The sequence below is a fragment of the Erysipelothrix sp. HDW6C genome, assembly GCF_011299615.1.
GTDB lineage: Bacteria > Bacillota_I > Bacilli_A > Erysipelotrichales > Erysipelotrichaceae > Erysipelothrix.
Window position 1 is genome coordinate 528,953 of sequence record NZ_CP049861.1, and the last position, 16,847, is coordinate 545,799.

A 16,847-nucleotide genomic window follows, 5' to 3' on the forward strand; every position below is an offset into this window, starting at 1 on the left:
CCTTCTGTATAATAGAAGCAGAGATTCTAATCATAGAGGGGAGATTTTATGAAAAGAATAATTAGGCGAGGGCTTGTACTCTCGCTCACTTTAGCGTTACTGTTAACAGAAATGCTTTTTACTGCGGCTCCGGTTATGGCGGATGAAACTGCAGGTATTGATTTAAATGGACTTGTCCAAGAGACAGGGGAACATCGATTGGATGAGAAAACATCAATCTTATCATCCGGGAATACCGTTGGTGTAACCTATCGCTTGGTTCCAAATTTTACGGAAGGCGAAGCCCAAGGAACACGTGTGAAAATCTACTTACCATCATTTACCTATAGTGATGGTAAATATGCGGAAGTTCCGGTTGGAAGTGAACCGACCGCATTGGGGATTCATGGAGAAATTAGTGCGAGTGATGACTGGATTATTCATTCCTCACCGACCAAAGATGGCGGTTGGTTGGAACTGGAGTATCGTGGCAATATTCGTCCAGGATCAAATCCTGCTTTTGAGGTGAAGTTTTCAACGTACTCAGATGGCAGCAATGGTCCTTACGGGTCACTTCCTGAAGGTATCACGTTCAATGCATTTGGTTATGTTTCGTACGCAAGTTTCAACAGTTATCCAGATACGGGTTGGGAGACCGCAAATCAATTTGATCCTGAATCAAAAATCACAATGATTTCTTCTAACTTGAAATGGGAAGCAAACATTAAAGCAGCCGAAGGAGACAATCCTGAACCCATTCCAATGTGGGATCGTTATCAATACATTGATTATACTTACGCAATTGAAAATACATCATCAAACTTGAATTCGATAATTGAGGGGTATACAGTCACCTTTAATGTGGATTCGACGGCGGATACACGCAATGGAATCTTGACCTATGATATTAACCGTTATCGTTACAACAAAGATGCTGAGGCAACACTCAATGAGGATCCTGGTGACACTACAGGCCTTTTCGTAGGGGTTCCTGAAAAAGGTGGCATTCTAATTTACGACATTACGGATTGGAAGGAAGGGGAAAAACTTCCAGACCCGATTCCGTATACCTACTCTGGGGTAGGTGTTATTGAAATAGACCAGAATACAAAAACGAACAATCAAAAAATAACACCAGAGGGTGCTACAGGTGCAAGCAAACGAATTTATCGTATTTCGCTGCCAATGTCGCGACAAGGATTTCCAGATTTACCAACGGACTTTCAAGTCACCGCAATTACGAATGTTATATTTGCGAGTGATGCAAACTGGTCAAAAACATCGAGTACAGTTCGCTCGATTGCAGAGCCTTCTTTCGCTGCAACAATCGATGTTCATGCACCACAAAATGAGATAGTTTTTGGTGAGGAGACAGTTATAACAATTGATAATCTTGTAAGTGGAAGTAATGTTCCGACTTTTGATAGCATGCTTGAGGTTCAGGTCGATGCAGGTTTTCATGCAAACCGTATACATGTAACATATCCGCGTGCACATGCATCAGATGCTGCATGGAAACCAACGCTGGAAACTGCGGTGTTATCTGATAAAGTTACCGGACAAGATCAAATAATGGAGCCATTGACACTGCAACCCATATCGCAAACAATCGTTGGAGACACCGTAGTTGTCGTCTATGATATGAAAGATGTCTATGCGCGTGATGGGTGGAGTGGAACCGTGCGTGTTCCCGTGCAGAAAACAATCGACCCTAAAGCAAACACGGGTGTATCGATGGATTTAGTCGGCCAAACAACCATTATTGGACCAATCACTATAACAGGTATTTTTGAATATGTACAATACTCGGCAAACAATGGTGACTTGGGTGCTCCGACAGAGTATCTACAAACAATTAACCGTGAAACAACGGATACATTAACACAAAATAGTATTTATCCTAAAGAACTGGTGCCTTTGCACCGCATCGTAGTAGGAGAAACTGCAGCAGCGAATCATACATACGCAGTAGATTATGACAGCAGCGCGGACTTAGATATTCAAGCGATGAGTGAAGGCGTTGTCATGGCGTCTGGAACATATACTGCATCATTAAATCCCCAGAATGAAGACATCGCAGTGCATGTCAATTCGCTAACAGTGCAGGCAATACCAACAGCACAATCCATCACGTTCAAAAGTCGTGATGGTAAACAATTCATTCTCAATGAATCCAACCATGACTTCGCTATTGCGAAAGAACTTACGTTGGCGGCGCTGGGTCTCGATGATATTGCGACGATTCGAATTGATTTCAATCAATCATCATTTGAAGATTACACGTCGCTTGTCATCGTGCATGCAACCATCAATAAAGGCGTTCTAGCAAACCATACAATTCCAGCGGTATTCGATGCGTATCAAGGTGTGCCTTTCAACAAGGACCGCAGTAAAAAAGTCGATACAAAGATAAATATTAAACTTCCTCAAGTGCTTTCGTTAACGGCACAAAATACCGCAACTTATGGTTCAAGCAACGGTACTGCCTTCTGGCCATCAAATGCGCAAAATCCCAATCAAGGAAGTCTAAGTGCACCATATGAAGGCATGATAAAAACGGTATACCGTGCAAACACCCAAGGTGTGATTGCACCGACATCGACCTATACCTTAGACTTTCAAAAACCGAGTGGCAAAGGATATTTGACCTTGGACACACTCCGTTTAACGCCAGAATACCTAAACAATGCTGATGTTAAAACGATTGATTTCGTCGACATTGATGGTAAAATTGAACGTATTAATGTCCCAACCAATGATCAAACGATGCAAGAGGGATTTCAAATCACACTCAAGCGCCCGATTCAAAAAGTTACCATCTATGCAGATAATCTCAAATTATCCACACTCACAAACCTGATTGAAACACAGATTCAATCAGATATTGATATGGGAACAACACAAATTGTTAAGGCGGAACTTTCAGGAACCCAACACGCACCGTATCCTGACACAAAGACAGCTTCAACAAGCCATGCATATTCGGTCGCAGCAACACAATCATCTGTCAGCGTACGCGCGGTTCATCAGGTTGAGACAGGATTGGGTGTCAAAAACACGTATACGAATTCTGTCTATCGTTACCTTGGCTATCCTTACTACATTCATGACTACACACTTGATATGGGGTATAAATCCATCGGAGGGTTTGTAACATCCTTAACACGACCAACAAGTGCAAATCAAAGCAATGATCAAGTGTTGAATTTGACCATTGATGTCCCTGAAACACAATTTGATATGTACTATATCAAGATTCAAGACAAAGCACGTGATTATGTCACAACCGTTGATATCTATCGCAAAGAAGGTGACAAGGAAGTGCTCTGGCAGCGTGTTTCCGCAGATGAATGGGTTTCAAATACTCAAGAAGGTGCTGGATTCTGGCGTATTAATGTCGCCCGACCTGAAAATAGTGGCACAGATCTTTTTGCATCCTATACGGATGTTGAAGGCGTAGTCAACCATCCGTATTACAAATCGGCATGGGAACCTGCTCCGGAAAATCCTGTAAGTAAAGTTGTCGTGAACTTTAAATTTGATCGTCAAGATCAAACCACTGCACCACAAATGTCGGGAAGTTCCAATGACCTTGTTGAAACGATGGGACGGTTTTACGCTGTTTCTGAGAAAGAAGCGAAAACTACTACAGTAACAGCTTTGGATACTTTTGGACTCAAAACCGAAACGACACGAACCGCAAACGCAACCATCAAGTCGGCAGTTATGAAACCTTACGCATACACGAAGACAGGTGTTCAAGATAAAGTTACCACAGCAAGTGCGACAGTTCTAATGGGTCAAGAGGGCGTTTATGTTGCGTCGCTTTGGAACAAAGATATTTCCAACGCGTACCAAAGTAACAACCATTGGAACAGTGTATCATCAGAATATGTTGAATGGATTGCTGATAAAGACTATGCATCATTCCATGATGTCATGCTTTATGAGTTTGTATTCCCCAACAATCCCACGACAAATAAAGATTATAATTTTGCGACAACCAGTATGTCAGTCACACCAGTGATGGCAAAAGATGTGTATGATCTCGCAATTTTCAGTGCGGATTCAACAACGCCACTTATTATTTCTGGTGAGACACTGCGTTCAAACGCGATCATCAAATTTGATACAAAGAGCCAAAACCGTGGAGTAACCGTACATGATGACGGCACGCTCACTGTTGCTCTGGGTGAAAATGTTTACCCAACTCGTATTGAAATGAGTGTTAAAGAAATTGTCGGTCATGGTGATGGCAGTGCGGAAATTAAGGGACGTGATGCAAACACAATGGGGATTACCATCAATGACATTGACGTGCGCTTCGCAGGAATTGTTAATGGGAACATGCCATTAATTGGCACAAGCAATGTCTACCGTCTGCCCAGTGGATTTGATCAAAAGAAAACGTTGATGCACACTTCCTCGGCTCAGTTGAGTGGTTACACACCGCGTCTTGGGGCTACCGTTGGACTTAGCAGTCCATCCGGTTCAACCTATGATTACCAAAGTGATGGAATCACACCAACATCAACTCGATTTAATCTTGATGTCTATAACAACAGTGAAGCTGATATTAAAGATGTAAAGCTAACCTTTAAACCCGACAGTGCTTTCCGAATGCAAACTATTCAAATCCCCGCAAGTATCTTTTCAGGAGAACAGTGGGCGGTCAGTGAGGTTGGTGTCGTTCATAATGGTGTTGCAATCGCAATGAATCTCAAGGATATTTTTGTGCTTGAAGGTGATAATTATCGATTGGATACGGCCCAACTCTTCGAAACCTATCCGGATGTCTTTAAAGTGAAGAAAAGCACATCACGATACAGTGATGTTGAAATCATTCAACAATCATTGGACGCAATTTCTGTGACGTTCAGTGCGCAAGAAGGAACCCTTTTATATGGGTCACTGGCGCGGAATGCCGATGCGACACTATCAAATCATTTAATTGTCGAGGGGGCAGAAATCGTTGTTGATGGGAATTGGGTAGATCCGAGTGAGCATGGGAACTGGGATTGGAATTCACGCCCTGCATTTGTGAGTGATACAACCAATGCCTCAACAAACTACACCAAACGCAGTGTAAACAATGTCTCCGCATTCGTAACGCCTGCTCAACCCATTTATGTTAATAACGGGGGTACAAATAACTCACAGACACCAAGTCTCAATTTAAATCATGATTTATACAACCGTATTGCGAACGTGCAGTTATCGGCAACCATGCGTGATGCAAATTTTGATTTTATTCAGACAAACCGTGAATTTAGCGATACAAATTCATTGCAGGCAATTGCATACAACAATGTAGCTGTCGGTGATCAGATCACGATACTTTATGAACTCAAGAATAATGGTAACGCTAATAACCTTCCAGTTTTCAATCCAACACTGTTTGTAAACACACCAAAGGGTCTAAAAATTGCCGACTTTAATGTGGTTACAACTGCGGATGCAGTTCCAATACTTGACAATAATGTGCTGACGACGCGCGAAACAATCACGTCAAACATTGTCAAAGGGGCAAAGGTAGCGCTGGGAAGTGACCTTGGAAGTGAAAAAAATCTTGAAGTGCATTTTGGAGATACCGTTCTCCAACCCAATGAGTCTGTTTATGCATGGGTTACATTCGCTGTAATTAATGATTTTGGTGCAGATGTGTATGCATCGCAAAATCAAACCATGACATGGAATGCATATGCAAAACCAGATACAACACACCACTACTTTTCTTATGATGTGAGCAGTACTTCAAGTGCACTGATTCAAAGTGGTCGGACGGATGTCACGATTGATTATGACAAATATCCGGGTGCAGAGAGTGTCGCCCACCTTTATAACACAGCATACCGTAATGCGAATCCAAATCAATTAAAAATAGTAAACAGTTATGACGTGGAAAACATCTCGGGTCAGGCAATGCGACTTCAAATCAGTGATGTTATCAATGAAGTCAAGCACGATGAAACGACACTGTGGATGGATATTGTTTTAAACACGGATGGATTACGGGGGTTTGTCATGACAAAATTCCCAACAATTACCTATCCCAATATGACTTCGAAACACTATACGCCGACATTGACATATCGTGACAAGACTGGGGTGTGGCAACCTTTGACTGAAGATACACCACTTGAACTCTTAATGTCACTGAACGAGATTCGCGTGTCCTATGGTGTGGTTGGGGCGTATGATGAAAACGGCGAAGTTCAAAAACTTCCCGAGATTTTGTTGCGTGGTGTGGGTCATTGGCAACAAGCAACCACCGCGACACGAAAAGACTATCCAATAAAATCAAGTGCAACATTACATTATCAACATGAACACGATGAAATAAGCGTAGCCTTTAAGCAACTTAAGGAATCCTCGGTAACGACCTACAAAGGACAACCATCAGTAGGTCTCAACATTCAATCCTTTGATACTGAGATTGAAGCAACGGCACCATACAACGGCACCGCAATAGGAAAGACATCGTATCTCCCTCTGGAAACATTTTGGTATAAAATTACAGCTGAAAATATTAAAAATGATCAAGGACTCAAAGGAAATACGGCTTATGGAAAAGGCCCCCTCAATCAACCGATTATCATTGATAAGGTGCCAGAATATGTAACAACATCTTTGGATCCGTATATCGATGGCGAGATTATGAATGTTGAATCAGCCATTGCTGCTGGAGCATTGGATCTGAAATTCTTCACATCAAACACTTCGCGTGACTTTATCTACCCTGAGGTTCATGTGTCAACCGTTCAAGGTCGTGATGTTGGGGGTTCACAAGCATACCATAATACCAATACAAAATCGGGTGATGGATGGTATGCTACAAACAATGAACCACCTAAAAATACTGCTCTCAATCCTGCAAAGGTGATTACGTACCGTGTTTTTACCTATACATTCAAAGATGAAAAAATTGATCGTGGTGAACGCATTGAACTTGCTTACGCGGCAACAGCGCGTGAACACGATCTGCCCACCGCAACATATAAAGATGATGGACGTACGCTTTATGCACCGTATCTTGGAAACTATGGCCCCAACAATCCTGTTGTATCTTCAATTCGAACGACAGCAATGGACATGGCTTCATTGCGCCATGATGTTGGGATTACAGGAGTACGCAATCATGAAGAGGAAAAGACAGAGTTCTTAGCATCTTCATATGCCTATGCACCGGGATCTCTTGTTGCGAAAAACCCAAGTTCAAATCGCACCGTCGTAACCTTCTACGACCAATCCGCAAACAATCAAGTTGTTCATCAAGGGTTCCTCAATGAAGGGGGCTCACAGTCACTTTATACAACCGTTAATGGCACGACAAAAACAGATGTTTATGATTTGATGACACAAGCACGTGTCGAAGATGGTGCCATTAAAACTGAAGAAAGAATCCTTTGGGCTCAAGACAGCGTGCAATTAAGTAAAGGATGGTTATACAGTGCTTCAGAAATGGTTCCCGATACGAAACGTCAAACGCATGGTGTTGATGCTGCCAACTTCTATGAGCACGATGACAGTTTGAATCACTATAACATTGGGTATTTAGGGTACACACCTTACCTGTATGATGACTATACGTATGCCGTGCAATTGCATGAAATGTTTACGATTCGAATGCATGCCATTAATTACGGTGATGCATCGCTAAATGGGGGAATCGAATTCCTCGAAGTTTTACCTGTTGGTATAAGTCCGTATGATGCGAATGGCGAATTGTCGCTTATCGCTACGTTGAATGATAAGAGACTCGATACGAAAAAACTTGATATCACAATCATTCAAACACCACAATCAGCGGACCCTGTTTATACTGCCCCGGAAACAGAAGGGGTGCCGTATGTTGTACGCATTCGTGTTGATGAAAAAGTGGGGCAATGGTGGAACCGCGGTAATCAGGATGAATACCAATTGACGGTTTCAATGAGAGTACGCGTTGAAAAAGAAGTGACACCCAACGCAAGTGGCCTTTCACTTTGGCGTGATACGTTAAGAGTATCCCTCATGAATCCTTCAGAAAATCCAAACTATGAGATCTATGATAGCCGTTATGGTGGTTTTAATCGTAGCTTAAGTTCTTACGATCGCCAAAACCTATACAACGATGCGATGGTACAAGGTATGAATGCACCGGTATCGGCAATTTCAGAAAGTAGTTCAACCAGTTACTACTCATTTGAACCGTATGGATTGTATGTAAGGGGCCTTAACTCCAAAGCCACCACACAGATTGTTGATGGTGAAAAACAAGCAGTAGCACAGGATGTTATTGCGATGCGAAAGCCAACCTTACGCATATGGACACAACCAAAAGTAAAAGGCGTGTTACCGTATGATGATACTTTCGAATCGTTTGTGTTACCATATTATGAAACATTTGAATTACAAGCGACCGTTGAAAATGTGCAACTGGAAGCACACAATGAATATAACCGTAATAACAGTGGATACAGTTCAAATCAAAATGATGACATTTGGCGTAATGCACCGCAAACAATTGGCGGTGCCCGTGGAGCATGGTTTGAACCGGTAGTGACGATGACACTTTCAGAAGGTATTGAACCTGTCGATGAGAATGGACAGGTGATTCCAAGTGGAGGCAGTGGTATTCAATTTAATGCCATGCGCCAAAATAGTGGCATCAATACCGTATCAAGCAGCGAAGACATCACGCGTTATTTTGATGTTACCTATGAATCAATCAATGAAAATGATGGTTCCAAACGTGGTGTCTTGAAATTTACGTCCAACGATGCGCATGGTGCTACAGTTGGATATCTGCAAAACCTTGTCATTACACCGAAAGTAAAAACAGTCGGTGCACCATCATCACAAGGGAGTGCGCCGTTAACGCATTATCAAGACGTCCTAACTGTTGCGACATCAAGACGCGATGTATTCAATCCGGTTGTCTCTTCACAACACACAACAGGATCTGTACCTTCGCAAAGTACGCTTGTAATGAATAACGGCAGTTACTTGCGGGATAATGATCGCAAACGTCGGGACAGTTCCAGTACGTGGGCAGGAGCAACAATTACAAACCCTGGCATGATGCCATTACCGGAACGTATGATTGCGGCAACGCAAAGTTTCGATGCCAAGACGATTGTTAATCTTCAAAAATGGTCACAATTACCTGCATGGAATACAATCCTTAAAGATGTTGTTGGGACAGCAGGGGGAGCATGGGGATCAACATCCCTTAGAACCCGACGCCCAAGTATTCAAAATCAAACAACAGTAGGTACGGATGCAAACGGTGTTGTTCAAGAAACAGCATTGGTTGATCCAGCGGGTAAATTTTGGATCCGCACCACAGTTTCCAATCCAACTGAGCCCCATGTTAATCCGTATGTACAATTGCAACAATCCAGTGATATTTATCACTCAACTTTTGTAATGACCTATGAAATCAGCGCACTTTCAAAGTTAACCGATAAGGTTCGCATTGCAACGGACCGAGGGATTCTTGATCGCCCTGCTTTTGAGGCCCTTGGGTATAAAGTGGATGTCATTAATGCGGGAGCATTGATGCCTGAGGAAACACGTCAACATGTTCAATTTAAAGTAACCTTACCACCAGATGATAGTCTTGGGATTGCAGGGAGATTGAAGACGGATGCCTCCTTTACATTCATGTTTGAATCACAAATGATTGCTGGTTATGAAACAGGGTTTGACACGGATACACCAACATGGCAAAGTGATGCATTGCGCGTTGATTCATTCGTATCGATTGAACCGATTGAAGACGCGAAAGCGACCGTAGTTCAAGAACCGTCGTATGTCCGTTACCTGCAACGTCGTGATGAAACCTACGATATTGATCGCAATGGAACACTCACAAGTCTGTTCGCATTTGATGGCGCAATGCTTGAAGTCATTAAACCTGCGGCACAGATTCGTAAGAATACAAGTAAGCCCCGCGAATTGTATTCAAATGGAAAAAGTGGTGACACCTATTTCAATACTTCAGAAGTTATTGATTACATGATGACCTATGTTGAAAACACGGGATCATCCGTTAAAGAATTTGTTGTTGAGGATATTATTCCCACAACACAATCTGCTGATGACAGTATCAACACAAGCAAACTTCCCATTAATACAGATGTTTCGTATGTAAGTACGGGATCATGGCTCCTTCCGGATACAACACTTGTTGCACTTGCGGAAGCGGGATTAAGTGTTGATGATGTCTTTCAAATACACGTATATGTATCCAACGACATTGCGGTCAATGGGTATGAACCGATTGATGCATCGTGGACATTGCTTAATCCCCATGACACTTCGCTTCTAACAAACACGCAAATTCCGCTCGAAGGCACGCTTCGTAAAACCCGAAAAGTACGTTGGGTTATTACATCAAGAGATACGGATAACTTCTTAATACCGACAGGATTTAAATTGAATATTGATGCGGATCCGGACACACCAGGAATCCAAGATGTGATTGAAACAGACCCTGAGAATCACAGTGTCAGTCTGTACCCATCATCGGTCACCGATGCAGCAATACATGTTGGTGTGAGGGCAGAATCTGATGCGAAGACAACACTATTTATTCATAACACTGCCCAAGTGTGGAGCAATTATGTTGAAGACTATCGTATAAAATCAGCACAAAGCGAAACACGTTCATACCTTACGCCTTCGCGTCCGGTGGTAAATGTTGAGTATAGCTCACGATACTATCGTTCTGACAGCACGGGACAAAGACCAGAACACGAACGCTTTGGATGGAGTGATATTCGGACAATCAATCCACCACTCAGTCCATACCTAAAATTCAAAGGACGTTTTATTAATGGAGATGATACGATGTGGGCTTCTGATGAAAGTCATATTTATAAATCAGATGCACTTATCAATCCCAATGTAACGTTCATGTTGCCGCGTGCGATGATGATCAATCCAACATCATTCACCTATGTCGCAATGGACTCCATTGATAGCAACCATGCGTTACACGATGACTACCGTTCGCAATATGTTCTTAAAAAGGAACAATCCAATATGTGGACATGGCGTGTTGTTCGTAAGGATGGCACGATCAACAATACCGATATCAAGATGGTCAAATCGTATACGGGACCATGGCGCGATGCAGAACAAAATGTTGTCAACATTCGTTTTGAAGGAAGCATTGCTCCAGGCGATGTTATAGAAGTTGAGTTCATTGGTGAAGTGAATGAATACGAACCTGCTTCAACAGGAGACGACTTGAAGTCCTCCGCATATATTACCAACAACACAGGGTTACTCCAACCACTGAACTCGCGTCAAAACAACAAGAATATTCTTGGCTATGGTTTGGATACGTATGATTTTGATGAGAATGGTATGACAAATGACCGTCTTGTGTTTGCGGAACGAACGATGTTTGAATATGCAAATTATGATAACTTTGGAAAACGGAAAGTTGCTTACTCTGACTTGAATAAGGCTGGGACGATTCACCCTTATGCCACACCTGTATCGGAAGGTCATAACTATCGTTTTGAGATATCTTTGGATAACTCAAAAGCACAAACAGCCAGCCCATATCCGTATCCGATGATGTACGATGTCTTGCCACATCTGGGTGATACGAATATCATGAACACAAAGGCAAGAAATAGTGCGTTCAAAGGATGGCTCCAACCAGATTCAATTCGACTTACCAATGAAGGTATCAACAATAAGACTTACGGTAAGTCAGAATACACAGTGTATGTGGGTCCCTTTACAAAAGATGGTAATGGAAAAATAAGTAAAGGCGTGCATCCAAACGCTGATGTTGTTGCGAAACAACAGTTCTATACGGATATGTTGGATGCGAAACAGCGGAATGCTTACTTTGTGAGTTTGTCTGAGTTGGGGAATGATGAAGGATTGCTAAAAGAGGTTGAATCCATAATGGTACTCTTCACCAATCCGCAAGAGGCACTTACGGGTCAGCAAAAACTGAAACTTAGCTACGAATTGCAGGCACCGATTAATGCACCGGTACTCTTTGAGGAGCCAACAAATCCCAATGCATACCGTGATTATGTTGGTTGGAACTCTTTTGTAGGAACGCAAAAAGTTGTCGGATTTATGCCGCAAGAATCAAACATGGCAGGATCGTATGTCATGCAATATGCAGAAAAAACAGCAATTGGAAATTACATCTGGTTTGATGCAAACTACGATGGCATTCAAAATGAAGGAACATTAAAGACAGATGCAAACGGCCGTCAACTCCTTCAAGACTTTATTGACTTGGATGGGGATGGCACGATTGATGATCCTGGAATCAATGGCGTTCGTGTAACACTTAAGTCGCCAAATGGTTACGATGTCGATGCACAAGGTCGCAGCATTGTTGTGGTTGATAACATATGGTATGTCATCGACGAAAGTACAGGAGACCTGTTACGTGATGATGTATTCAACATGCCAATTATCGCAAACGGCCCCACATCATTTATCAGTGAGTCCGATATTAATGGAAATGCTGGATACTATATACTTCCGAATATTGCGTCAGGAAACTACCGATTGGAGTATGTATTCCCCAAAGACTACGACACTTATGGATTGACAACACCAGTAATTGGTGAAAATGCAGCATTGGATGTTTATGAACCGCAAGAAACCTATACACTGGGGAAATCGGTCCATCGTGCAATGACATTAACCATGATCTCATCTGAATTCCAAATCGACGCAACAATGAGTGATGCACGCCGCATGGCTTTCGATGTAGGTCTTGGTGAAACTATCGACATTGGTGGAAACGTCTTCTTAGAAAATCCAGAGACATTTGATGGTTATTACCAAGCAGGTGAGAAACCACTTCCTAACTATCAATTGACACTTCGACACGAAGATGGTACCCTTGTCAGAAATCTTAATGGTAAGGCGATGACTGCAGTCACGGATCGTAACGGAAATTATCAGTTCAAAGGACTGCCATTGAATAGCAACTATCGAATCACGATTCAAGATGAAAATGGTGTTACATCGGTTTCCAAACCTATCTCGCCATTTATTCACAATACCGATCCACGTGCTGAGCGAGGCGATAATGATGGTTATCGTGATGTAGAAGGACACTTTACATCACACGTCTTTACAACCCATGCAACTGCTAAGAAAAATGGTATTTATGAAATGATTCAAGGCATTGACTTTGCCTTCTACCAACGGACGACTTACGGTTCCATTGGAAATCGCGTTTGGGATGATCGCAACAGAGATGGAATACAACAGACAGATGAACCAGGCCTTGCAAACCAGCTAATGATTCTGGAACAATACCGCAATATTAATGGGGAGTGGGTAATTCAAGAGAACTTCATGATGACAACGCAGTCAAATCATGATGGTTATTACTACTTTGATAAACTACCAACCTTGGTTGTTATTGATAATGTGGAATATCCACTAGGATACCGTGTTCGTACTGGAAAATTACTGGATGGTTATACAGTCACACTTCCGCATGTAAATGGGTCTGATGCGACAAGCGACAGTGATTTCTTTGCAGATGGTAGCATGAGGCCCGATGCCATGATTGTGTTGGGTGAAAACGTGGATGGTCTCATTTTGGCAACAAACAATCTGGATATTGATCTTGGATTGGTTGAACATGCCCGTGGTGGCATTCATGGAAAAGTATGGGATGATATTCGTTTCGATGGAATCAATCATGCTTTAAAAGTTGGCGAAGAAACCGCAATCCGTCTCGAAGTGTATGCCGATGGACACTGGCAACAAGTTATGATGGATGCAAATGGAAAAATGGAACTACCAGAGTCCACGCGAAGTGCTCAAAAAGTAATGCAAGTTGTAGCGAGTACCTATGCATTTGAGAATCTGTACCAAGTCCATCCACAAACTCTGATTCCTTTTGAATATCGTTTGGTTGCAGAAAATATCGATCTCACCCAACGAATTAGTCCGCAACGACAAGGAACAGATCGCGCGCTAGACAGTGATTTTGTGGAAAGCGATCGTAGCGCTACCATCACCGCAATGACAGATGGATTTACAATCTTTGATGAAGCTGTGCGAACTCCAGAGGGTACTCATCCACTCTATACAGCCCAAACTCAGACACACATTGACTTGGGTTTGCATAAACTCTCAACACATGCTCAGATTGGAAACCGAGTGTGGAATGACCACAATCGTGATGGTATTCAAAATGATGATGAGGTCGGAGTGGAAGGTGTTAAGGTGCAACTTCAAGTCTATAAAGACCAAGCGTGGGTTGCAGTGGAGCGCGGTGAAACAACAACAGATGAAAAAGGAAATTATACCTTTAATGTCACTGTTGCAGACGAGGGTCATATTCCCTATCAGTATCGTGTGTTAATCAATCGGGAAGCAGAACATGCAGTCACGCTTTACAAACAGGGTGATGAGACATTGGATAATGATTTCCGTGATGCAAACGATGACGATAGTGGCATTGTCGAAACAGAGCACACGCTTATTTCGCGAGAAATCCAACTTGTCGAAACAGATGTTAATGGGTATGCAGATTATGAAACCGTGGCGGACGACACTGATGTTGACGCAGGTCTCATTGTCTATGCACCCGTTCAGACAATCGGTGATCTTGTCTATCATGATCGCAACAACAATGGCCAGTTTGACATGGATGATGTTGGATTAGCGAACATCTTGGTAAAACTTGAGAAATACAATCGCGAAAGCGAAATGTGGGAACCTTTCGCTGAAACAAATACAAATGAAGATGGATTCTACGAGTTCAAAGTTCTTGCCTTTGACATGGATCGAACATCAGCAGAATACATGACTGCGAATCAATATCGTGTGGCGGTTGTGTATCCAAACAACATGGTTGCTATCAATAACTCAAGGTTTAAAGAGACAGCGATTACTTATGATACAACGCAACATATGAGTGTAAGTGATACCATCGAACTTGTTGAACACGACATATCGGGGCGTGCTGATCGTGAGACATTACGCAGTGATGTGGATGTTGACCTTGGGATGCATGCTTATAGCACAACGGTTACAATTGGAAACCGTGTGTGGATGGATGTCAACGAAGATGGTATTGAAGACGCAGCTGAAGTCGGTGTTGAAAATGTTCGTATCGACTTGCAACGTTTCAATGAAGAACTTCAGCAGTGGGTTCAGGTGGATACACGTTATACGGATGCATTGGGAAACTATCAATTTGATGTTGCACCTACAGATTTTGATTCCAATTCACTGTACTATATGAAGACAATCAAATATCGCGTCCGTGTATTCAAACCAGAAGGCACACTCTTTGCGAAATCAAATGTCGCAATTGAGAATATTGGGTCCGATGGTGAAGCAATTTCATATCAGCTGAATCGATACGATGGTCACGATCTCACAACAATAGCGGATAACCTCGACCAAAACTTTGGTTTGGTTGTGATAAAACCGAAAGTGAATGTGATTGTACCAACAGGGAATGCTCCTGGTATTTTTATCACCCTGGCGCTCGTCTCTGGATTTGCATTCCTTGGATTGAAGAAAAAACGTGACGACGATGAAATCACAGATTAAATATGCAATGCTAAGTTGTGTCGTACTTCTCAGTGCGACCCTCTCGCAAGCATATCCTGTTATAAAAGAAACGAAGAGACTCGAAATAAAAACGATTGAGAATAAAGATTATATTGGAACCCTTAAGGTGGAAGGTATCTTCAACGAAGCCCTGTACGCACCTAATGACAACGAAAAGTACTTATTTCATAATGCTGAGGGGTTGGATGATCGTCATGGCGAACTCTTTCTATCTGCAAACAGTGGTTCAGTGATGGGCGATTTTACATTAATCTATGGTCACAATAACTATGATGGAAGCAAGTTTGGTAATTTGAGTTATCTGCTCGGTTTGGATGTAATTCCAGATTTGATTTACGAACAAGAAAAAGAAACACACACCTATGCATTTCTCTTTGCTTTTGAGTTTGAGGACGGAACAAGTGTGTTGGAACAGCAACTGTACGGTGAACAACGCATGGTGTATATTGAAACACTGAAGCAGCGGGCGATAAAATCAGATCATGAACAAACAACAGTTGGTGATATTATTTTCCTACAAACATGCATCGGATCATATGGCGATCAACGCTATGTATTTGCCTTTACGAGGGTGTCGTAATGAAGAAAGTGGTCTATCTTTGTGTCGTGATTTTGGCGTTGTTCATCGTATTGCAACCAGAGTTATCACGCCATATCCTAGGATTTAAACTGTTTATGATTCATGATCAATCAATGCATGTTGCGATCGCAAGACAATCGGATAATGTACCACAAACAGGAATGGTTGTGATTCAAAATCACGATAAGTATGCCGTGGCATCTTCAAAAGACGCAGCAATAATTATGAGTGAAGTACATGTGTATACCAAACAAAAAGAAGATACACTGTATCGTGTTGTCTTCGCTGTCCCACTTCATAGATTACTCGTGGGTGTTGTGTTTATTCTCGTTATAAAAGGAGGGTATGAATGGAAAAAAAGAAAATTACGATCATTGGGGTCGTCTTAGTATTCGCGGTTGTCTTCTTTGGCTATAAACAATACAACCGTACAGAGGTAAATCATGATCAGTTTACCGTGACATTAAATCAGCGATTCAAAACTGAAGTCCTGAACGACACAATCTATCTTTACATCCCAATTAATACCAACCTTGGTCATACAACTGTAAGTGTCTTAATTGATGGTAAGAAGGTTGATGCTCAAGAATTTCAATATATGATTTACAGTATTGATACAAAGGTACCTCAGGAGAGTATTCGAACATTTGCTCTGAACGAGTTACCACTAACCATAAGTGTAATCGTATCCTGAAAAGAAGTCGGAAAA

4 protein-coding genes are annotated in these 16,847 nt (G+C 42.1%); all 4 read left to right on the plus strand.

Annotated elements, in window-relative coordinates:
- Positions 1–48: 48 nt before the first annotated feature.
- The 4 genes from G7062_RS02365 to G7062_RS02380 are packed head-to-tail and all read left to right on the plus strand — an operon-like array spanning position 49 to position 16,832.
- Positions 49–15,537, plus strand: coding sequence for an SdrD B-like domain-containing protein (locus G7062_RS02365; protein ID WP_166064323.1), 15,489 nt, complete (start codon positions 49–51; stop codon positions 15,535–15,537).
- Positions 15,521–16,138, plus strand: coding sequence for a class B sortase (locus G7062_RS02370; RefSeq protein ID WP_166064324.1), 618 nt, complete (start codon positions 15,521–15,523; stop codon positions 16,136–16,138). Before G7062_RS02365 ends, G7062_RS02370 begins: the two co-directional genes overlap by 17 nt.
- Entirely contained in the window at positions 16,138–16,527 is a 390-nt protein-coding gene (locus tag G7062_RS02375; RefSeq protein ID WP_166064325.1) for a hypothetical protein, read from the plus strand. Before G7062_RS02370 ends, G7062_RS02375 begins: the two co-directional genes overlap by 1 nt.
- Positions 16,488–16,832, plus strand: coding sequence for a hypothetical protein (locus tag G7062_RS02380; RefSeq protein WP_166064326.1), 345 nt, complete (start codon positions 16,488–16,490; stop codon positions 16,830–16,832). The genes G7062_RS02375 and G7062_RS02380 overlap by 40 nt, the downstream gene beginning before the upstream one ends.
- The last annotated feature ends 15 nt before the right edge of the window (positions 16,833–16,847 follow it).

What these genes read in the sequence shown, in the direction of transcription:
- G7062_RS02365 (WP_166064323.1), top strand. Translation starts at nt 49, where the DNA reads ATGAAAAGAATAATTAGGCGAGGGCTTGTACTCTCGCTCACTTTAGCG.
- G7062_RS02375 (WP_166064325.1), top strand. Translation starts at nt 16,138, where the DNA reads ATGAAGAAAGTGGTCTATCTTTGTGTCGTGATTTTGGCGTTGTTCATC.
- G7062_RS02380 (WP_166064326.1), top strand. Translation starts at nt 16,488, where the DNA reads ATGGAAAAAAAGAAAATTACGATCATTGGGGTCGTCTTAGTATTCGCG.
- G7062_RS02370 (WP_166064324.1), top strand. Translation starts at nt 15,521, where the DNA reads ATGAAATCACAGATTAAATATGCAATGCTAAGTTGTGTCGTACTTCTC.